General features: G+C 66.4%; 22 protein-coding genes. 13 read left to right on the forward strand and 9 right to left on the reverse strand.

Features of this window, described 5'->3' with window-relative positions:
• Window positions 1–50 precede the first annotated feature (50 nt).
• Window positions 51–473, forward strand: a complete 423-nt coding sequence (locus ACFK0J_RS19710; protein WP_378742403.1) for a pyridoxamine 5'-phosphate oxidase family protein — start codon at window positions 51–53, stop codon at window positions 471–473.
• Between the two features lie 12 nt (window positions 474–485).
• On the opposite strand, the gene ACFK0J_RS19715 is transcribed toward ACFK0J_RS19710, so the two are convergent.
• From ACFK0J_RS19715 to ACFK0J_RS19725, 3 genes are all read right to left on the reverse strand, one after another.
• Window positions 486–920 (reverse strand): CBS domain-containing protein, encoded by a 435-nt coding sequence (locus tag ACFK0J_RS19715; protein WP_378742405.1) that lies wholly within the window; start codon window positions 918–920, stop codon window positions 486–488.
• 89 nt (window positions 921–1,009) lie between these two features.
• Window positions 1,010–2,272 carry a PucR family transcriptional regulator gene (locus ACFK0J_RS19720; RefSeq protein ID WP_378742406.1) on the reverse strand — a complete coding sequence of 421 codons (1,263 nt, stop codon included), beginning with the start codon at window positions 2,270–2,272 and terminating at the stop codon, window positions 1,010–1,012.
• A 239-nt stretch (window positions 2,273–2,511) separates the two neighbouring features.
• Window positions 2,512–2,742 carry a hypothetical protein gene (locus ACFK0J_RS19725; protein WP_218477987.1) on the reverse strand — a complete coding sequence of 77 codons (231 nt, stop codon included), beginning with the start codon at window positions 2,740–2,742 and terminating at the stop codon, window positions 2,512–2,514.
• A 913-nt stretch (window positions 2,743–3,655) separates the two neighbouring features.
• On the opposite strand from ACFK0J_RS19725, the gene ACFK0J_RS19730 reads away from it, so the two are divergent.
• Both ACFK0J_RS19730 and ACFK0J_RS19735 read left to right on the forward strand, forming a co-directional pair.
• On the forward strand, window positions 3,656–3,877 hold the full coding sequence (locus tag ACFK0J_RS19730; protein WP_218477989.1) for a DUF397 domain-containing protein: 222 nt from the start codon (window positions 3,656–3,658) through the stop codon (window positions 3,875–3,877).
• A gap of 89 nt (window positions 3,878–3,966) precedes the next feature.
• Window positions 3,967–4,854: a helix-turn-helix domain-containing protein gene (locus tag ACFK0J_RS19735; RefSeq protein WP_378742409.1), complete on the forward strand. Its 888-nt coding sequence runs from the start codon at window positions 3,967–3,969 to the stop codon at window positions 4,852–4,854.
• A 725-nt stretch (window positions 4,855–5,579) separates the two neighbouring features.
• Here the strand turns inward: ACFK0J_RS19735 and ACFK0J_RS19740 are convergent.
• The 4 genes from ACFK0J_RS19740 to ACFK0J_RS19755 form a co-directional block, all read right to left on the reverse strand.
• Window positions 5,580–5,948, reverse strand: coding sequence for a hypothetical protein (locus ACFK0J_RS19740; protein ID WP_378742411.1), 369 nt, complete (start codon window positions 5,946–5,948; stop codon window positions 5,580–5,582).
• A 155-nt stretch (window positions 5,949–6,103) separates the two neighbouring features.
• Window positions 6,104–6,382: a putative quinol monooxygenase gene (locus ACFK0J_RS19745; RefSeq protein ID WP_378742413.1), complete on the reverse strand. Its 279-nt coding sequence runs from the start codon at window positions 6,380–6,382 to the stop codon at window positions 6,104–6,106.
• 51 nt (window positions 6,383–6,433) lie between these two features.
• A complete protein-coding gene (locus tag ACFK0J_RS19750; RefSeq protein WP_378742415.1) occupies window positions 6,434–7,129 on the reverse strand; it encodes an SDR family oxidoreductase in 696 nt (231 codons plus the stop codon).
• A 34-nt stretch (window positions 7,130–7,163) separates the two neighbouring features.
• The gene (locus ACFK0J_RS19755; RefSeq protein ID WP_378742417.1) at window positions 7,164–7,688 is read right to left on the reverse strand and encodes a DUF2599 domain-containing protein; all 525 of its coding nucleotides are present in this window, start codon (window positions 7,686–7,688) and stop codon (window positions 7,164–7,166) included.
• Window positions 7,689–7,886: 198 nt separating this feature from the next.
• Between ACFK0J_RS19755 and ACFK0J_RS19760 the strand changes: the two genes are divergently transcribed.
• The 3 genes from ACFK0J_RS19760 (at window position 7,887) to ACFK0J_RS19770 (ending at window position 9,954) form a co-directional block, all read left to right on the forward strand.
• Window positions 7,887–9,014, forward strand: a complete 1,128-nt coding sequence (locus ACFK0J_RS19760) for a lipase family protein (RefSeq protein WP_378742419.1) — start codon at window positions 7,887–7,889, stop codon at window positions 9,012–9,014.
• 74 nt (window positions 9,015–9,088) lie between these two features.
• Window positions 9,089–9,523, forward strand: coding sequence for a helix-turn-helix transcriptional regulator (locus ACFK0J_RS19765; RefSeq protein ID WP_378742421.1), 435 nt, complete (start codon window positions 9,089–9,091; stop codon window positions 9,521–9,523).
• Between the two features lie 20 nt (window positions 9,524–9,543).
• The gene (locus ACFK0J_RS19770; RefSeq protein ID WP_378742423.1) at window positions 9,544–9,954 is read left to right on the forward strand and encodes a VOC family protein; all 411 of its coding nucleotides are present in this window, start codon (window positions 9,544–9,546) and stop codon (window positions 9,952–9,954) included.
• A gap of 70 nt (window positions 9,955–10,024) precedes the next feature.
• Here the strand turns inward: ACFK0J_RS19770 and ACFK0J_RS19775 are convergent, their stop codons facing one another.
• Complete coding sequence (locus ACFK0J_RS19775; RefSeq protein WP_378742425.1) at window positions 10,025–10,954, reverse strand: LysR family transcriptional regulator; 930 nt, start codon at window positions 10,952–10,954, stop codon at window positions 10,025–10,027.
• Between the two features lie 129 nt (window positions 10,955–11,083).
• Between ACFK0J_RS19775 and ACFK0J_RS19780 the strand changes: the two genes are divergently transcribed.
• The 3 genes from ACFK0J_RS19780 to ACFK0J_RS19790 all read left to right on the forward strand — a co-directional run bounded on the left by ACFK0J_RS19780 (window position 11,084) and on the right by ACFK0J_RS19790 (window position 14,089).
• Window positions 11,084–11,374 carry a hypothetical protein gene (locus ACFK0J_RS19780; RefSeq protein WP_378742426.1) on the forward strand — a complete coding sequence of 97 codons (291 nt, stop codon included), beginning with the start codon at window positions 11,084–11,086 and terminating at the stop codon, window positions 11,372–11,374.
• Window positions 11,375–11,435: 61 nt separating this feature from the next.
• A complete protein-coding gene (locus ACFK0J_RS19785) occupies window positions 11,436–11,669 on the forward strand; it encodes a hypothetical protein (protein ID WP_378742428.1) in 234 nt (77 codons plus the stop codon).
• A 29-nt stretch (window positions 11,670–11,698) separates the two neighbouring features.
• A complete protein-coding gene (locus ACFK0J_RS19790; protein ID WP_378742430.1) occupies window positions 11,699–14,089 on the forward strand; it encodes an ATP-binding cassette domain-containing protein in 2,391 nt (796 codons plus the stop codon).
• Window positions 14,090–14,141: 52 nt separating this feature from the next.
• Here the strand turns inward: ACFK0J_RS19790 and ACFK0J_RS19795 are convergent, their stop codons facing one another.
• Window positions 14,142–14,384 carry a hypothetical protein gene (locus tag ACFK0J_RS19795; protein ID WP_378742432.1) on the reverse strand — a complete coding sequence of 81 codons (243 nt, stop codon included), beginning with the start codon at window positions 14,382–14,384 and terminating at the stop codon, window positions 14,142–14,144.
• Window positions 14,385–14,682: 298 nt separating this feature from the next.
• Between ACFK0J_RS19795 and ACFK0J_RS19800 the strand changes: the two genes are divergently transcribed.
• From ACFK0J_RS19800 to ACFK0J_RS19815, 4 genes are all read left to right on the forward strand, one after another.
• Window positions 14,683–15,906, forward strand: coding sequence for a lipase family protein (locus ACFK0J_RS19800; RefSeq protein WP_378742930.1), 1,224 nt, complete (start codon window positions 14,683–14,685; stop codon window positions 15,904–15,906).
• 228 nt (window positions 15,907–16,134) lie between these two features.
• Window positions 16,135–17,568, forward strand: a complete 1,434-nt coding sequence (locus ACFK0J_RS19805) for a lipase family protein (RefSeq protein ID WP_378742434.1) — start codon at window positions 16,135–16,137, stop codon at window positions 17,566–17,568.
• 212 nt (window positions 17,569–17,780) lie between these two features.
• The gene (locus ACFK0J_RS19810; protein WP_378742436.1) at window positions 17,781–18,848 is read left to right on the forward strand and encodes a fused (3R)-hydroxyacyl-ACP dehydratase subunits HadA/HadB; all 1,068 of its coding nucleotides are present in this window, start codon (window positions 17,781–17,783) and stop codon (window positions 18,846–18,848) included.
• Window positions 18,849–18,964: 116 nt separating this feature from the next.
• Window positions 18,965–19,906: a helix-turn-helix domain-containing protein gene (locus tag ACFK0J_RS19815; protein ID WP_378742438.1), complete on the forward strand. Its 942-nt coding sequence runs from the start codon at window positions 18,965–18,967 to the stop codon at window positions 19,904–19,906.
• The last annotated feature ends 136 nt before the right edge of the window (window positions 19,907–20,042 follow it).

Genomic DNA, 20,042 nt, shown 5'->3' on the forward strand with positions numbered 1-20,042 from the left:
CTTCGAAGGTTTCTCGTGGGCAACGGCTTTGACGCACTAGGGTGGGAGTCATGGCATTGACCTTGAACGAGCGTCAAGAGTTCCTCGCACAGCCGCACGTCGCGGCGTTCTCCGTGGCCGGTGCCTCCGGTCGCGGGCCGCTCACCGTGCCCATCTGGTACCAGTACCAGCCCGGCGCCGAGCCATGGGTGCTGACCGGCGCGGAATCGCAGAAAATGCGGGCGATCAAGGAGGCCGGTCGGTTCACCCTGATGGTGCACCGGACAGAGCCGACCGTTCGGTATGTGACGGTCGAAGGTCCGGTCTCCAGGGTCGAGCCGATGACCGACGAACTGCACCTCGAGCTGGTTCACCGCTACCTGAGCGGCGACGCGGCCGAGGCGTACCTGAAGCAGGCGGCAGGCTTCGGTGCGCAGGTCGTGGTCTACCTGCGGCCCGAGCACTGGCTGTCCGCAGACCTCGGCGGGGTGTAGCCGGCGGCTGGATCAGTACTTGCCCTGCAAGTATTCGACCAGGTGCTGACGTTCGGTCGTCAGTTCCGAAATGGCGCTCTTCACCACATCGCCGATGCTGACGATGCCGATCATCCGGCCCTTGTCGACGACGGGCAGATGCCGAATTCGATGCTCGGTCATGGTGTTTCGCAGCCCGTCGACCAGGTCGTCGGGCGCGCAGGTGCGCACGTCGGTGGTCATGATCTCCGACACCGGGGTGTCGAGCAGCTCCGCGCCGCGCGCGTGCAGGCTGCGCACGACGTCGCGTTCGGAGACTATCCCGACGATCCCTTCGCCGTCACGTGACACGACAACCGCGCCTATGTTGCGCTCGGCCAAGGCGGCCAGCAGGCTCCGAACTGTTGTGTCGGGCGCGACCATTGCGACGTCGCTACCTTTTCTGCGCAAGATTTCGGCTATTCGCATACTTCACCATCCAGACGTCCGCGGCAGTTTCAGGATCCCAAGTCGATCGCCTGGTGACCAGCACGAATCCGTTACAGGTCACGTGGCGATCACAAACGCCGGGTGACACTGTGGTCCAGGTCCCGGGCGAGCAGGGCGATGGCCGCCTGGGAAATTCCCGCCGAGGTGGCCAGGTCGACCGTGGTGAGCTGGGCGATGCGGCGCAGCCGGTAGTCGACGGTGTTCGGATGCACGTAGAGCTGACGCGCGGTGAGCTGGCGGTTCATATCGTTGCCGAGATAGGCGCGCATGGTTTCGAACAGCTCGGGATGCGCTTCGAGCGGATCGAGGATGGTGGCGATGCGCCGGGTCGCCGGTCCGCCGCGGGTCAGTTGGTACTCCACCGCCAAGTCGGCCATCTGATAGAGGCCAGGGGGCTTGCCACCGACGCGAACCAGATTGAGTAGTTCATGCGCCTGATCGGCCGACTCGGGCACCTCGTCGGTATCGCTGGCGACGACTGTCGCGGTGAGCGGGACCTCCGCGGCCTCGGCTAGTCGCGCCAACGTCTCGGCGGTCATCATGGCGTCGGTGCTTTCATCTACCGGGATGAGCATGGTGCCGCCCTTGGTGCTGAGTAGCGCCAGCGCGCGCGAGACGAACACGGTGGCCAGCGCGGATTGCAGCCTGCGTAGCTTGCGCCGGGCCGCGACGTGCGCGTCGACCCGCGGATCGCGTTCGTCCGGATGCTCCGAAAGGGACAGGGCCACTACCTGATACGAGTCGGCGATCGGGATGCCCGCCTGTCGGGCGAGTGCCGAGCTGCCCCGTCCGCTCAGCAGGGCCGAGGCGAGGGTTTGTGCCGCGGTCTGGTGTTCCTTGGCGACGAGATGCTGTTCGTCGACGTAGGCATCGGCCACTGCGGCGGTGACCGCCTCCAGCAGTTCCAGCATGAGGTCGGTGGCGACCAGCAGCTCGTCGACGTCGTCGGCTCTGGCGGGCGCGGTGACCAGACCGAACGCGATGCGCACCCCTTCGTGATATCCACGCAGGATGGTGCTGAGCGGTACGCCTTCTCTGGCCCATTGGGTGGCGGCCTCGCGTACCTCGCCGAGCTGCTCGTCGCCGGGCACGGTGCGGCGGTCGAACATTTCGGCGACCAAGGCCAGGCAGCTGCGGGTGACCTTGGTGACGTCTCCGCGCAATTGCTCGCCCGGCAGGGTGCGGCACGGTGCCATGCAGGTGGCGAAGTAGCCGACCATCCGCGAGGCGACGCGGTCGGTGTTCTGTAGTGGCACCGAAGCCGGCTGGCCGCCGATTTCGAGTGCCGCGTCGGAGGAACCAGCGGACATATCCAGCGCGGAGAAGGTCATTCGGGTCGCTCCATTGCCACGTCGGGCGTAATAGAACTGTGCCCGAATCGTTCGGCTCACTATACGAAAGGGTGCTGCGCGTGGTGTGTTATCGGTGAGATCTATTGGGAGCCTACGGCATTGTGCGGTAACCCGTTTGTGACCTACCACTGTTTCGAGATATCGGCGTGCGTTCGCGCTACGTTGCAACGAATGTGTCACGCGGCGAACACCGTTGTCCGCCAATTGATTCGGAGGTTTTACTCGTCGTCGAGACCGGCTGAGAGGTAGGCGGCTGCGGCCAGCCACTGCCTGCACTGGGGGCCGTGGACCTCGTGGGCGGACAGGATGTCGCGCGCCAGCCGGTAGGTGAGGCCGGGGGGTTCGACACCGCAATCGGATACCGGGCCCGTAGCGGGACACTGCCGCAGGGTCTCGACGCCGGTGCCGATGACGGCGACCCGGCGGGGAGTCCGGAATGGCTGGCTCATTCGACCGCCCCTCGCGTGTGGCGTGTGGGGAGGTTGCTGTGTAGGCGCCGCCGGCTCGAACTCCCTGCGTACCTCCCCGATATGGGGCCAAGTCTATGCTGCCGTCGCTTACAGATGCAAGTACATTTGCACAGACGAACACGATGAACGTGAGTTGAATCCGGGCCCAACGGCGTTCGTGAACGGCCGTCATTTCAGTCCTCCAACAGGTGATGGCTTTTCGGCCGACCGCACCGTTTTCGGAGATGGCCCGGTCAGAGGGGCTTTCATGGCGGTGGGTGGCCATTGAGAGATCGAAATGGAGCCTTGCCACATCAGTTCTGGTTGGTCGAAAACGCCGCGGTTCTCTTTTTGGTGTTGCGGAACATGGGGCGCGCCACCGGTTCCGGGGTAGCGCTCGTAGAGCTTGACGCAGTTCGGCTGTCATCGCTGCTGTCCCATATGGCGAGGTAGCTGTCCGATGGCACGACGCCGTATATGTGGGTCCAAGCTTTCGGGGCATTGGTCAGGGCCCTTGACGGGTGCGTGCCATCGGGGGTGCGCGGAGAGCGGGATGCCTGTCCAGATCACGGCTCTACCGTCCTTTTCGGCGCGAGGGGGCGTCTCGCGCCGCGAAGTAGCGGTGCGCCGCACGGGTGCGGAGCGGGGCTGGCGCGAACGATTGGTACATCGGATCTGCTTGCGCAGTACCAGTTTCGCGTCTGCCGGAGAGCGGTGATCAGCGAGCTGAGCAGCCGGTTCGTTGGCGAAACACTCGTGCGTCACATCCCGAACCGGATGGTCCGAATTAGTAGGGGCGCAGCGGCGAACTTCGTGCTATCGTCCAAAGCGTTGGTGCAAATGCAAGAACGTTTGAGCGTGCATCTGCACGAACTGTTCACCCAAAACTGGCGTAACCGAGGAGTGGGGAAAAATGTCGGATACATCCACCAACAAGATCACCGGTACCTGGCGCAAGAGCACCTACAGCAATCCGAGCGGGAACTGCGTCGAAGTCGCCGAGGCGACCAACGGCCAGGTAGCTGTACGTAACTCGCGGGATCCGGAAGGCGGCGTGCTCTTCTACACCCGCCCGGAAATCGATGCGTTCGTCCGCGGCGCGAAGGCCGGGGAGTTCGACTATCTGACGAGTTGAGCGGTAACATAAGCGATCGGTGCGGTGTGTTTCGCGACAGGTGGTTGTGACACACTGTGGGCAACCCCCGAGTATCGGAGACGAACTCAATGATCGCTGAACCCGATGACGATGGTCGGCTGGATTCCGTTGTCGCGGAACGTGGCCCGACAGTGCTGCGCATCGCACTGGGCGGTCAGTTGCGCAGGCTCCGGGAGGCGAAAGGCATCACCCGTGAGGCAGCGGGCGACGCCATCCGTGGGTCGCATGCGAAGATCAGTCGTCTCGAGTTGGGCCGCACCGGTTTCAAAGAACGTGACATCCGGGACCTGCTGACGCTGTACGGCGTCGACGAGGCCGAAGAGCGGGAACGGTTTCTCGATCTGGCCAGGCAGGCGAACGAGCCCGGCTGGTGGCATCGCTACAGTGATCTGCTGCCGCAGTGGTTCGGCACCTACCTCGGCCTCGAGCAGGCGGCGAGCAAGATTCGTACCTACGAGGCGCATCTTGTCCCGGGATTGCTGCAAACCCCTGAATACGCCAGGGCAGTGGTGGCGCTGGGGTACGAGGACGCCGACACCGATCGGCGAGTCCAGGTACGGCAACGCAGGCAAGAGATTCTGCATCGGTCGGATCCGCCGATCGTCTGGGCAGTGATCGACGAGGCTGCGTTGCATCGGCCGGTCGGCGGGCCGCGGGTGCACCGCGAACAGATGGAACATCTGATGCGGCTGGCCAAACTGCCGAACGTGACGGTCCAGGTGCTGCCCTACTCGGCGGGTGAACATGCCGCCGCGGGCAGCTCGTTCAGCATCTTGCGCTTCGCCGAGCCCGAGCTGCCGGACATCGTGTATCTCGAGCACCTGACGAGTGCGCTGTATCTGGATCGCCGGCAAGACCTCGCGCTGTACCTGTCGGTCATGGACCGATTGAGCGTCCAGGCCGAACGGCCGGAGAAGTCGATCGAGATCCTCGGTAGGTACGCCGAAGGTTACTGATCACCCGGTGAGGGGATCATGCCGGCACACGTCAATACCGATGAACAACCAGGACACCACGCGTCACGAAGTCGGCCGTGGTGCACTGGAACGCGGCCCACGTCTCGCTGCGCGGCGCGGGGCTGCTCGGGCGCTGTGCGCCACAATTCCGCCGAGGGCGAGTATTCGCCTGGGCTGCCGCGTGATGCGCGGCGCCTGATGGTGTCGGCAGCGCCATGGACGGGCGAGAATGGGCCGCCGCACGCACCTGTGCCGTACCGGGAACCGAGAGCCTGGGGGGCGAGCAGAGAAGTACGAGCCTATGGCGCAAGACGATTCGATGGGGGAGTCCGCCGTCACTCGCTGCCGGTTGCGCTGCGGGATCCATGGTCGTCGGCGTCGGCCGATTCGGCGCGGACATCGAGCGCCGATTCGGTACGGCCACTCGATAATTCGACGCGGCCGTCCTGCCGACATCGGGCGTGGACGCTACTTCCTTCAGCGCGGGCGCGAGGTCATTCAGCGCGGGCGCGAGGTCATTCAGCGCGGGCGCGAGTCAATTCAGTACGCGCACCAGGTATTTCGGTGCGAGCATCATCGGGCAGCTCGACGACCTCTGTCGCCTCAGTGCCTTGTACCGCAAACCCTGCGCCCGAGGGTAGATCATCGCCAGTGGAGCAAGTTGGCTCAGGGCTTGCGGTACAAGGCAATTCGGCGTCCACCGGACATCGAGATGCCCGGAAGTATCACTGCTTGATAAAGCTGGACGCTATCCGCCAGAACGTCGACGGCTGCAGTGTGTGGAAGTCCCAGTCGTCGACCACATCGTGCGCCGTGGTGACGATCCGGTCGATATCGAAATCGTGCCGGGTGGCCGCACCTTTGGACTCGACGGCATCGATGACGAACGCGACGGCGGTTTCCCGCGAGTACGCGGTGTTCCTGTGGCCACTTCGGGCCGACGGTGTGCTCATTTTTATACCGTTCGCTGGCTGGTCGACCAGTGCGGCGTCGGCTATTCCGAGCCGGCCGCCGGAAAGTGGTTGGTTCATCAGAACGCCCCTGACGTTTGGCGGCGGCGGACCCACGGCGACTTCGGCCTTCGGCTCGCCCATGCGGCCTCCCCTGGTTGTCCCCTATAAAGCGTTGCGGGACTGAGTTTAGGTCTCCGTACCTTTCAGATGCAAGCACATCTGCACGATCGATTTGCAAGCGCACGTGCGGGATCAGGCGTCTGAATGTTTGCTGACACCGCATTCGGATAAGAGGGTCAGTTGGCGAAAAGGACGTCTGTGCTGTAGTGAATCTGGGTGCCGGGCTCAACAAACCGCTCAGCCGCGGCGCGCATGGCCAGGAAATGTTCGGTGAAGCGGTGCGCCTCGGCGGCCTCGTCATCGGTGTACAGCTGGTAGAGGAAGAATCGGTGCGGATCGATGCGGTCGGCACAGACGTCGAAGCGCAGACAACCCGGTTCGTCGCGCAGTGCGGACAGCGCGCTGCGCGAGATGGCGTCGAGGAACTCGGCGCGCGATCCCTCACGGATCTTCATGGATACGATGCGGCTGAACAAGGTTGCTCTCTCCCATCGAGAACGTGAAGGTCAATCGGTAAGAGGGGCTGCACCCGCCGATGTGGCGCGGTCGGCGAGCTCGGCCACGGCCCGGCTGATCGCCGTGTCGCCGGAGACGAGCTCGAGGGTGGCGCCCGCGGTGTGCGTCGCGGGCAGCAATTCGGCGAGCACGGCCGCGACGTCGGCGCGGGCGATATCGCCGCGTGGAACCCGTGGCGCGGCCAGGGTGACCAGGCCGGTGCCCGCGGAGTCGACCAGACGGCCCGGCCGCAGGATCGTCCAGGCCAGATCGCGCTCGCGTAAATCGTTTTCGGCCTGTGTCTTGGCGTCGATGTAGGCGGCCCAGACTTCGTCGCTCCCGGGTGCGGGAGGCTGACCGGCGCCCATCGTGGAGATTTGCACGAAACGCCGCACTCCTGCCCGTTCGGCGGTGTCGGCCAGCCGGACGGAGCCGTCCCGGTCGACAGTGTACTTGCGGGCGGCGCCGCTACCGGCGCCCGCGCCCGCCGCGAAAACCACTGCGTCCGAACCCTTTACCGTGGCAAGCAGGTCAGCCGAGTCGGCCTGTTCCAGATCGAGCAGGACCGGTTCGGCACCGACGGCGGTCACATCGGCGGCATGATCCTGATTGCGGATCAGCGCGGCGACCTCATCGCCGCGGCGGGTGAGCAGGTCGGCGAGCAACAGGGCGATCTTCCCGTGTCCGCCTGCGATGACGGTGCGCATGCGTGAGTCCTTCCGGTCGGGGGTGGTTCCGCACTCAACGTTCGGGACCACCCGGATTGCAACGGGCTTCGACGGTGGCCTGGTAACCGACCGCGGGACGCCACGGTTCCAGGTTCCAGCTCGGCTTGTCGGGCTGGACCAGTCGAGCCCAGGCCCAGTGGCATACGAATTGGTCGCGCATACCGGGCGTGTCCGCGTCGGGCGACTGCGCGATCACCTCCTGCCACGCGCGTTCGTCGGTGCCGGGAAAGGTGGTGTGCCGCCCGGCCTGGGTGGGGTAGACGAGCAACCGTGGTCCGTCGACGGCCTCGGTCCAGTCGACATGGTCGATGAGTGGCATACCGGCGTACGGGTCGACGGTCGGCACGGTGCTCGGTGCCGTGGTGGCGGGCGGAGGTGTCGCGGAAGTCGTGGTCGTCGGTGCCGTGGGCTCGGTCGCGTCGGAGCCGCAGGCAGTCGCCGTCGGCAGGATTACCGCACACAACAGCGCGGTCGTCCGGACCTGAACTGGAATACCGGCCCGCCATAGCTTGCGGACCGGCCGGTTCGGGTCACCCACTCCGGCTCCTTCCGCGTCGTCCTCGGGCCGACCGAGGTGCGTTCTTGCCTTCGAGCCTAGCGACCGGCCGGTACCTTCGACAGTCCGCGCGCCCGTAACCGACGCCGTCCACGCACGGCGACAGTCGGTGGCACCCCGGTATAGGCCACTGATTGTGGTGGCTTGCCGTGGGGGTGCCGGGGTGTGGATAGTCGTTCGATGATGTGTACACGGATCATGGCGGGGGCGGCTGGGGTCGTGATCTCGGTGGCGGTCGTGCTGGCAACACCGGCGGCGGCGCGGGCGGGCGAAGCACCGGGAACGGTGACGAATCTGACGGAGCTCACCGGGCGATTCCGGGTGGACGGCGCGGCGACGGCGGAGCGGCTGACCTACTGGTCGCGCGGCCCGCGCGGGCCGATGCAGAGCACGGGCGCGGTCTACGTGCCGCCCGGCCCGCCGCCACCGGGCGGTTGGCCGATCGTGGCCTACGCGCACGGCACCACCGGGATCGCGGACCAGTGCGCCTTCACGACGGAACCCCGCGTGTATTACCTGGATTCGCTCTACCCAGAGTTGCTGCGGGCGGGATACGCGGTGGTGATCTCGGACTATGTCGGGCTGGGCACGCCGGGTACCCATCCCTATCTGGACGGGCCGTCGCAGGCCCGCAGCGTGATCGACGGTGTTCGGGCGGCCCGGGCGGTCGCGCCCTCGCTCGGCACCCGGTGGGCGGTGCTGGGCCAGTCGCAGGGTGCGCAAGCCGCCTTGTTCACCGCGCATCTCGGACCCGCCGACGCTCCGGAATTGCAACTGCGCGGGGCGGCGGCCACCGGCCCGCCGTCGAACCTCGAACTCGCCATCCCGTTGGCCGGGCCGTGGATACCGCGTCTTCCGCTGGAGAAGACCCCCGCCTACGTGGCCATGCTGTTGGCCGGATTGCGGGCCAGCGCACCGGAACTCGATGTCGACAGCTATCTGACGCCCACCGGTCAGGACGCGCTGCGGGTGGTGGAGTCGGAGTGCATCACCGAGGCCAACGCCCGGCTGGCCGACGTCCCGATCGGCGAAATGCTGGCCAAACCGCTGAACGATCCGGCACTGGTGGCGGCGGCCAGGGCGATGCTGCAAATTCCGACCTCCGGATACACGGTTCCGCTGTTCGTCGGTCAGGGCCTGACCGACATGGAAGTTCCGCCGCCGTTGACCGCCAAACTGATCGCCGAGCTGAAGTTGTCGGGTAGTGACCTCGAGACGCACTTCTACCCCGGCGATCATCTGGGTGCCGCGCGGGCCGCGCTGCCCGACGCCGTGGCTTTCCTGCATCGCGTGCTGGATCCGAGCTAGTACCGCGGACCGGAGTGCGGTGCGACGTCGCCCGGCGCTAGGCAACGCCGGTGCGACGTGGCACCATTTCGAATGTGACGAGCAGACCTGCCGAAGCGCAGCGCCTGAGCGATCTCGCCCGGCTGCGCCGCGTTCGCGATCGGATGGACCGGGAGTACGCGCAGCCGCTCGACGTCGAGGCGCTCGCCCGCGACGCACACATGTCGGCCGGGCACCTCAGCCGCCAGTTCCGGCTCGCCTACGGTGAATCGCCGTATGGCTACCTGATGACGCGGCGCATCGAGCGCGCGATGGCGCTGCTGCGGCGTGGCGATCTCAGCGTCACCGAGGTCTGTTTCGCGGTCGGCTGCCAGTCGCTCGGCACCTTCAGCACGCGCTTCACCGAGTTGGTCGGCGTGTCGCCCAGCGTGTACCGGCGCGAGGCGACGCTCGCGACGGCGGGGATGCCGTCCTGCGTGGCGAAACAGGTCACCAGACCGATCAGGAATCGAGAAGCGCAGGTCACCTAGCCGCAGCTAGCGTGAGCGCCATGAACATCAGCATTCTCGCGAGCTTCCTCCCGCAGAACGATCCGGCGGCCGCACTGGCCTTCTACCGCGATACCTTGGGCTTCGAGGTCCGCAAAGACGTCGGCTACAACGGGCTGCGCTGGATCACGGTCGGCCCCGTCGACCAGCCCGAAACGTCGATCGTCCTGTACCCGCCGGGCTCCGATCCCGGCATCACCGACGACGAGCGCCGCACCATCGCCGAGATGATGGCCAAGGGCACCTTCGCCTCCATCCTGCTGGCCACCAAGGATCTCGACGGCACATTCGAGCGGGTGCAGGCCGGCGACGTCGAGGTCGTCCAGGAACCGACCGACCAGCCGTACGGCGTGCGCGACTGTGCCTTCCGCGATCCCGCGGGCAACATGGTCCGCATCCAAGAGCTGAGCTGAGCGACGCAGTGGTCGAGCGGCGCTGCCCGCCGCATCGCCGCTCGCCACGCCGCCTGGTTCGCGAAGGTGCCTAGCTGACCGAACGAAGACGATGCAGGGCGGTCGGATCGAGGTCGAGGGTCAGGTTGATCGGCCCGAGTTCGGCCGCGATGCGGGCGAACTCCGCCACCCACCGACTGACCGGCTCGGCGCGGTGGACCAGCCCCCAACTCAGCGTGGGATTCTCCTCGATCGGGATGTACACGACGTCACCGCGGTCGTAGTACTTGATGCCTTGCCCGCACGCGAATGCCACGGCATCACCGGCGGTCACGGTCCACAGGACCTCCTCGCGGGTGGGCTGGGGAGCATCCGGCTCGCGCGCGCCGGGAGGCACCGGCGAGAACGACTCCTCCCAGTAGTCCGGCATCGGCAACCCCGACGGCAGGATCTTGTAGTCGGCCAAGTCGGCCAGCGACACCGAGGGGCGTTTGGCCAACTCGTGCGTGCGTCCGACCACCAACACGATGGGCTCGGTGAATGCCGGGGCGCCGACCTGGAGGTCGGGCTCACGCACGGGCATTGCCAGCAGGGCGACGTCGACATCACCGTTGCGGATCAGCGCGAACGGGTCGTCGATCCGCACCTCGCGCATGCGGAATTCGACCTGCGGACAACGGGTCCGGAACAGTGCCGTCATCGGTGCCAGGTCCTGCCACATCGGGCCGAGCACGCCCAATGTCAAGGTGTCCGAGCCACCGCGCGCGGCGTTCGCGGCCGATTCGACGCCGTCGAGAATTCGACGATAACCGGCTTGGAGGTCGTCGCGGAGTTGCTCGCCGAGCGGTGTCAAAGTCACCTTGCGACTGGTTCGTTCGAACAGTGGGGCACCGATTCGCCGTTCCTGCTTGGCGATTGTCTGACTTACGCGCGGCGTCGAGATGTGCAACCTCTCCGCAGTACGGCCGAAGTGCAATTCCTCGGCCAGGGTCAGGAAGATCTCGATTTCACGCAATTCCACCCCGTCATACTCCGCGATCGTTAACCCCCGACGCAACCGGCGTTTCGCGATTGCTCATTGTTCGCGGATCGCCGTGGCGGAAAACTAAGAGTCGTAAGGGAAACCGATCCGAGCCGAGAGGAAGCGACCATGGCAGTCGTACGAACGCACCGGTACACCGTCGTGACCGGCAAGCTGGCGCAGTTGCTCGAGCAGCGCACGCTGCTGCTCCGTGGCATCAGGTCGGCGAACGCAGCGTTCACCACTGCCACCTTGATTCGCCAGGACGACGGCTCCTACCTCGATATCTGGCGCTGGGAATCGGCCGAGGCGATGCGCGGCGCCGCGGACCGACTACAGAACTTCCCGCTGGCAGCGGCGACAGCGGCGCTGACCACCGGCCACTCGGTAGTCGAGGGCAAGGTCCTGGACGAGCGGTAGCCGCGGAATAACACCTCAACCAACCGATGCGCGATCGGGCGCAGCAGAAAAGGAGATCATCATGACCTGGAGCAAGCGCAATCGGCAGCTGCACCGCGCACTGTCCATCATTTTCACCTCGACCGTCGTCATCGCCTTCATCGGCGCCGCCCTCGGCCTGACGGAGACCGCGGTGTGGCTGTTCTACCTGCCGCTGCCGCCGCTCTTCTTGCTCATGGGCACCGGTTTGTACATGTTCGTGCAGCCCTACCGCAAGGGACGCGATAATCGCCGGACCGTCGTCCACCAGCACTGATCAGGTTAGATGTAGAAGATGGAGACCCGATGACCACGGCCACGAAAAACGGCGCGAAAGCGCCCGCGCTGCCCGCTGCCGACAGCCACGATCTGATCCGGGTGCACGGCGCGCGGGTGAACAATCTCCAGGACGTCAGCATCGAGATTCCGAAGCGCCGCCTGACGGTGTTCACCGGCGTCTCCGGTTCGGGCAAGAGCTCGCTGGTGTTCAGCACGATCGCCGCCGAATCGCAGCGGTTGATCAACGAGACCTACAGCACCTTCGTGCAGGGTTTCATGCCGACGTTGGCGCGGCCCGATGTCGACGTGCTCGAGGGGCTGACCACCGCGATCATCGTCGATCAGGAGCGAATGGGCACCGACCCGCGCTCCACGGTCGGCACCGCCACCGACGCCAACGCGATGCTGCGCATCCTGTTCAGCCGGCTCGGGAAGCCGCACATCGGTTCGCCGCAGGCGTTCTCCTTCAACGTCGCCTCGATCAGCGGAGCCGGTGCGGTCACGATCGAGCGCGGCGGGAAGTCGGTGAAGGAGCGTCGCAGCTTCAGCATCACCGGCGGCATGTGCCCGCGCTGCGAGGGCAGGGGCTCGGTGAACGACATCGACCTGACCCAGCTCTATGACGATTCCAAGTCGCTCAACGAGGGTGCGCTGACCATCCCCGGCTACAGCATGGACGGCTGGTTCGGCCGGATCTTCGCGGGCTGTGGCTTCTTCGACCCGGACAAGCCGATCAAGAAGTTCAACAAACGCGAGCTCAATGATCTGCTCTACAAGGAGCCGACCAAGATCAAGGTCGACGGCATCAACCTGACCTACGAGGGCATCATTCCGAAGATCCGGAAGTCGATGCTGTCCAAGGACGTCGACGCGTTGCAGTCGCACATTCGTGCCTTCGTGGAACGGGCGGTGACCTTCGCCGTCTGTCCCGAGTGCCAGGGCACCCGGCTCAGCGAGCTGGCCCGCTCCTCGAAGATCAAGAAGATCAATATCGCCGACGCCTGCGCGATGGAGATCCGGGACCTGGCCGAATGGGTCCGCGGCTTGAAAGAGCCGTCGGTCGCGCCGTTGCTGGAAAAGCTGCTGCACACCCTCGACTCGTTCGTGGAGATCGGGCTCGGCTACCTCTCGCTCGAGCGGCCATCGGGCACGCTGTCCGGCGGTGAAGCCCAGCGCGTCAAGATGATTCGCCATCTCGGCTCGGCACTCACCGATGTCACCTACGTCTTCGACGAGCCGACCGCGGGCCTGCACCCGCACGACATCCAGCGGATGAACGAGCTGCTGCTGCAACTGCGGGACAAGGGCAACACGGTGCTCGTCGTGGAGCACAAGCCGGAGATGATCGCGATCGCCGACCATGTGGTCGACATCGGCCCCGGGGCCGGTGCGGCGGGCGGCACCATCTGCTACGAGGGCACCGTGGACGGGCTGCGGACCAGCGGCACCATCACCGGCCGCCACCTCGACGACCGGGCCACCCTGAAGAAGGCGGTCCGCAAACCCACCGGCAAGCTGGGGATCCGCGGCGCGGACACACATAATCTCCGCAATGTCGACGTCGATATCCCACTCGGGGTGCTCTGTGTCGTCACCGGCGTCGCGGGTTCCGGGAAGAGCTCACTGATCCACGGTTCCATCCCCGCCTCGGAAGGCGTGGTGTCGATCGACCAGACGGCGATCCGCGGCTCGCGGCGCAGCAATCCCGCGACCTACACCGGCTTGCTCGAACCGATCCGTAAGGCGTTCGCGAAGGCCAACGGCGTGAAACCGGCGCTGTTCAGCGCCAATTCCGAGGGTGCTTGTCCCAACTGCAACGGCGCGGGCGTCATCTACACCGACCTGGGCATCATGGCCAGCATGGAAACCCCGTGCGAGGTGTGCGAGGGGAAGCGATTCGACGCATCGGTACTCGAGTACCACTTCGGCGGGCGGGACATCAGCGAGGTGCTCGCGATGTCGGTGACCGAGGCCGAGAAGTTCTTCGGGGACGGCGAGGCGCGTATTCCGGCCGCGCACGCCATCCTGTCCCGGCTCGCCGACGTCGGCCTCGGCTACCTCACCATCGGCCAGCCGCTCACCACGCTTTCCGGCGGTGAGCGGCAGCGGCTCAAACTGGCCACGCACATGGCCGACAAGGGCGGGGTCTACATCCTCGACGAGCCGACCACCGGCCTGCATCTCGCCGACGTGGAGAATCTGCTCGGCCTGCTCGACCGCCTGGTGGACTCCGGCAAGTCGGTCATCGTCATCGAGCACCACCAAGCGGTGATGGCGCACGCCGACTGGATCATCGATCTCGGCCCCGGCGCGGGCCACGACGGCGGCAAGATTGTCTTCGAGGGCACTCCCGCCGATCTTGTCGCCGACCGCTCGACCCTCACCGGCGAGCATCTCGCGGCCTACGTCGCAGGCTGACCGGGTCCCTCGCGAGCGGCGGGGGACTCACTCGGTCGTCAACGAAATGCGTTCAGCGCCACAGTGATCGGCAGGGGAGCCGGCGTAATCCCGGACGCACCTTGCCATCCACGGTGACGGTGAGCCCGGCATGCACCGCGGCGGAGGTGAATTCCCACGCCTCGGTGCTGCTGGCCGCGTATTCGAGGACAAGGGCGTCGTCAGGGGTGGGGCCGTCGAAGTAGACGGTGACGCGCCGCGTCGGTTCCTCCTCGATATCGTCGCGGTTCGCCAGTTCGCGCACAGTGCCGTCCATGCCACCGTCTCCTTCCGGCCGGACGCGGCAACCGCGCCGGCATTTGTGAAAGTAGAGGCGCTGTACCGGCTGCAACACGTTACGCCTCATTGGCTGGACATGTCACAGGGCCCGGCCGTGCCGGTCGGGCAGTGTCACGAGCGAATGCGCACAGTCGTCACAGACTGGTCGCCCCAAACTTGTGAATTCTCAACATGATCGAGGCGGTCCCTGCCGCTCGTCGGCGAAATTGCCGAGGATGAATCACAACGTTGGACCATTCGAGAGGCACCTATCGATGAGTCAGGCCCTACGTTCGATGGGCAGGGGAGCGACCCGCAGACGATTGACCCGCGCTTTCGGCGCAATGGCCGCGGGTCTTGTGCTCGTCGCCACGATGGCGGGGGCAGGTCACAGCGCACCTCTTTATCCCGTACCCGATCCGGACCCCTTCTACGCGACTCCGGCGGATCTGGCCGACAAGAAACCCGGCGATGTTCTGGCGACCCGGGTGATGCCGCCGCTGCTGATCTTCCCCGACACCACCGTGACGGTGGTGCGGTTCCGTTCAACCAGTTCCGAGGGCAAGCCGATCGCGGCGACCACCACCGTGCTCACCTCGCGGGCGCACGCCGAGGACGGGCCGCTGCTGTCCTTCCAGCACATCATCAATGGCCTCGGCGCCGAATGCTCGGTCTCCAAGGTCCTCTACACCGGCGACCCGAACCTGATCGTCCGCGAGGCGCCGGGGTGGAACGTGCTGCTGCAGCGCGGGTGGAGCGTGGCGCTGCCGGACCATCTCGGACCGAATTTCGCCTACGGCGCGGCCAAGCTGGGCGGCCAGATCACGCTCGACGGCATCCGCGCGGTCAAACAGGTGGCCGAACTCGAGGTGCAGCAGAGCCCGGTGGCGATGGTCGGCTACTCCGGCGGCGGGATGGCCACCGCATGGGCAGCGGCGCTCGCACCGGAGTACGCGCCCGAGCTGGATATCGCGGGCGCCGCGATGGGCGGCGTGCCGATGAATCTGGTGAAAATGCTGGAGGGCCTCGGTCTCGGCGCGCACCCGGTGTTCGGGCTGGCGCTGGCGGCCGGTCTCGGCCTGGAACGTGAGTATCCCGAGCGCTTTCCGCTGAGCGAGCAACTGAACGAACGCGGTCTCGCCGCCCGCGCGCAGATGGCGAACAGCTGTACCAACGACATTCTGGCGGCAGGTGCGGGTCGCGGCGCGCTGGACTTCGCGAAGTCGACCTCGATGATCAACGACAGCACCGCACGCGCCGTGGTGGAGGAGAACAGCCTGGAGCTGTACGACGGCGTGCCGAAAACGCCGGTCTTCGAATGGCATTCGCCGATCGACGGACTGATCCCGGTGGACGCGGTGGTCAATACCGACCGGCGCTGGTGCGCGGCGGGGGCGACGGTGCAGTCCGAACAGATCCCGGTACCCGATCACCTGACCGCGGCGGTGCTCGGCATCCCGGCGGCGTTGGCCTGGCTCGACGCCCGTTTCCGAGGGGAGCCCGCCCCGAGCAACTGCTGAACCGTACGACCACGACCGAGCCGAACTGATTCGCCACGAGCGGCATTCGGCTCGGTTGTTGCGGTTCGGCCACGTGTCACACACAACTCGGGCGCTTCGCCGCGTCGACGGGTACTCGCCGGGTTAGCCTGACGGTCTGGCCTCGGTGCGACAGGAGGCATTTCGGGGCCGAAGGCCACATCTCCCGGGCGCCAGGCGAACCCGACATCGCACCCAGAGGCGTGTGCCATGAGATGCTTGCCTGCCATTGCCGTGGCACTACTGATCGTCTGCCCGAACGCGATGGGGCGGGCGGCCGCCGAGCCGCCGCCTGCCCCGCCGGGGGTACCCGCATTGCCGGGGCTGCCCGAGCTACCGCAGTTACCCGGACTGTTCCCGCCACCGGTCGGCCCGCCGCCCCCGCTGCACGAACTGATCGATCAGGTGATCCCACCGCCGCCGATCGAGCCTGCCCCGCGCCGGTCGGAGCCGATCTGGGAGGCGAGCACGCTGTCGCCCTCGGTGGTCGCCCTGCGCGACGCGTCGCTGCCAGCGAACATCGGCGATCCGATCTTCGATGCCTGGCCCGCGAACCTGGCGGAGCTCGACGAGGGACAGATCATCGAGGTCAGGGACGTCACCGCGACCACAGCCCCGTTGATGCTGCTGCCGATCCAACGCGCGCAGCTGCTCAAATACCGGACCACCAACGCGCGCGGCGGGCCTTCCTACGCCACCGCGACACTGGTCGTTCCGGCCGCGGCCTGGCCGGGACAAGGCCCGCGCCCCGTGGTGGTGAACAACCTGCCCATCGACGCGCTCGGCCGCGGCTGCACGCCCGGATACACGCTGGCGCACGGATTGAACCCGGACACCAGCGTCACCGATTTCATTCCGCCGACCAGCTACGTCGCGGCCCTGCGCGGATACGCGGTGCTCATCCCCGACCACGAGGGTCCGTGGATGGCCTACGCCGAGCCGTACGTCGCGGGCCACGCGGTGCTCGACTCGATCCGTGCGGTGCGCGGTCTGTTCCCGGACGAGTTCGGTGCGAGCAGGTTCGGCATGGCGGGCTATTCCGGCGGCGCCATCGCCACGCACGGCGCGGTGAAGCTGATCGACGGTTACGCACCGGAATTGGCGGACGTCATCGTCGGCGCGGCGCTGGGCGGTGTTCCCGCGGACTACGAGATTCTCGCGCGCAGCATGAACGGCAATCTCGCGTCGGCGGTGTTCATGGCGGCCGTCTTCGGCATCGGCCGGGAGCGCCCGGAAATCCTTGCCCGAATGAACAATCTGGCGCAGTGGGTGGCGACCTCGCCGGTCAAGAACCTGTGCGGCAGCACCTATGGCGCGATCGGCGTGCTGATGCTGCCGATCGATATCGCGGCCAACATTCCCGACCCGCTGCATTCCGAGGTCGCCGAGGAGATCTATCGAGTGACCCGGATGGCGGACATGAAATCGGCTACGCCCCTCTATATCTACAACGGCGAGCAGGAATTCTGGATCCCGGCCGAGGGGGCGCGCAATCTCTACCACGAACAGTGTCGGCTCGGCGTGCCCTCGGTCTATCGCAGCGTGCTCGGCGAACACATCATCGCGGGCGGGCTCGGTTACCCGGAGGCAATGCTCTGGCTGGACGAACGGTTGCACGGTGTGCCCGCGCCCAACGAATGCTGACGGTTTGCCGTTCGCCGGGCGAGTTGTCAAGCCTGCTGAACACTTGATGTTACATTTTGCCCCGATTGTCGCGATCTATGACGGACGACCCCTTCCCTCGATGTCGGTCGGGCCGCGTCCGGACCGGCTGCCCGCGCTATCCGACTCCGTAGCGCTTCGGTATTGTGGGCCGGTCCGGGCGGGCTCGACGCCGGGATTCGCGAAAGAGGCAGATGAACGACATCACTACCACCGCATCCGCACAGGCAATGGCCTTGGTGGGGCGGCACTACCGGATGACCGAGCACTACGAGGTCGGGCGGGAGAAGATCCGGGAATTCGCCCGCGCCGTGCACGACAAGCATCCGGCGCACTGGCACGAGTCCGCCGCCGCGGAGTTGGGTTACGACGCGCTGATCGCGCCGTTGACCTTCACCTCGATCGTGCTGATGTTGATGCAGCGCAAGATGTTCGAGTCGGTGCTCACGGCCTATGACATCGGCCAGGTACTACAGACCGAACAGTCCATCGAGGTGCACCGCCCGGTGCTCGCGGGCGACCAGTTGCATTGCGTCTCCTATATCGAGTCGTTCCGTCAATTCGGTGACAAAGACTTCATGGTGACCAAGAACGTGCTCACCAATCAGCACAAAGAACTGCTGCAGACCGCGACCTCGACCGCCGTGGCCCAGACCGGTGTGGCGATCGCCGCGGAGCTGACGGCCGCTGTCGACGGCGTCATCATGACCGGGCAGTCGACGGCCGACCGGCACGACGCCGCGACACAGCGCGCCACGCTCGGCGAGGACGCGGGTGTGGTGGAGTGCTTCGACGAACCGGTGCGGGCCGACCCGCTCGATCACCGGCGGACCCCGCACACCCTGCCGAGTTTCGACGAGCTCGCCGTCGGCATGGAACTGCCGCCGCGCTCGATGCTGCTGTCCCGCGGAGACCTGGTGAATTACGCTGGGGTGTCCGGTGATTCGAACCCGATTCACTTCAGCGACGTGGTCGCGCGCAGTGCGGGCCTGCCCGACGTGGTGTCGCACGGGCTGCTCACCATGGGCCTCGGCGCGGGGTACCTGACCTCGTGGCTGGGTGATCCCGCCGCCGTCACCGGTTACGGGGTGCGGTTCGCCGGTTTCGCGCCGGTCACGGCGACCAAGGCCAGTGCCATCGAATTTCGCGGCAAGATCAAATCGCTCGATCCCGAACGTCGGACCGCCACCGTCGCGCTCACCGCGACATGCGACGGCCGCAAGCTGTTCGGTCGCGCGACGGCGGACGTCGCGCTTCGCTGAGCCATGCCGTCGGCCGAGATTTCGCACGCCGACCAGGCACTAAAGTCGCGGTCGGTTATCGGCACAGAGTCTTTGGTCCGTAGAAACAGACAAGCTACGCATGGCAAACTCGAGGTATGCGGGCTTCGGAGGTGCGACAGTCGACTGATGCCCCGCTGGCCGCGGTGACTCCCGCGAGTGGCCCCACCGTGCTGCGCATGGTGCTCGGCGCCAGGTTGCGCAAGCTCCGTGAATCCTGCGGGCTCACCCGCGAGGACGCGGGCGAGGCCATTCGCGGCTCGCACTCGAAAATCAGCAGGCTCGAACTCGGCCGCACCGGCTTCCGCGAACGGGACCTGCTCGATCTGCTCGACCTCTACCGGGTCACCGATCCGGTAGAGCGTGAGGAATACCTGGAGCTGGCGCGTCAGGCCAACGAATCGGGCTGGTGGCACCGCGACAGCGACTGGTTGCCCAAGTGGTACGACACCTATCTCGGCCTGGAACAGGCGGCCACGCTGGTCCGTGCCTACGAGCCGAGGGCGGTGCCCGAGCTGCTGCAGACCGCCGACTACGCCAGGGCGCTGCTGTCATTGGCCCACTCCGGCGAGCCGCAGCCCGTCATCGAGCGTCGCGTCGCCCTGCGGATGCGCCGCCAGAGCATCCTCGACCGGCCGAACCCGCCGCAACTGTGGGTGGTCGTCGAGGAGGCGGCGCTGAGTCGCCCGATCGGCGGTACCGCGGTGTGGAACGCCCAGATCGAGCACCTGCTGCGGGTCGTGGCCAAGCGGCACATCACCGTCCAGGTGCTGGCCGACCACGTCGGCGGACCCGCCCTCGCCGACGGCGCCTTCACCATGCTCCGCTTCGCCGAGGCCGACCTGCCCGACATCGTCTACCTGCAGCAGCTCACCAGCGCCCTCTACCTGGACAAGCAAGCCGACCTGGACGCGTATCGCGCTGTCGCCAACCAACTTTCGGTACACGCCGCACCGCCCGAATACACCATCGGCCTGCTGGAGGCGCTGCGCCGCCGTCAGCCGCGGATCCTCGATCAGCCCGCCGGCACCAAGCCCTGACGGGCTTGTGCCCCAGGCTGATTCGGCTCGACGCTCCGCGTGCCGCGCTGCGCGCAGCGGGGGCCGACCGGCCTTGCCACCCGGCCCCGAAACCGGCGAGCGAAGGGCCTGAAGTATTGTCCCAATGGGACAATAA

The sequence above is a fragment of the Nocardia brasiliensis genome (genome assembly GCF_042691675.1).
Classification (GTDB): domain Bacteria; phylum Actinomycetota; class Actinomycetes; order Mycobacteriales; family Mycobacteriaceae; genus Nocardia; species Nocardia brasiliensis_D.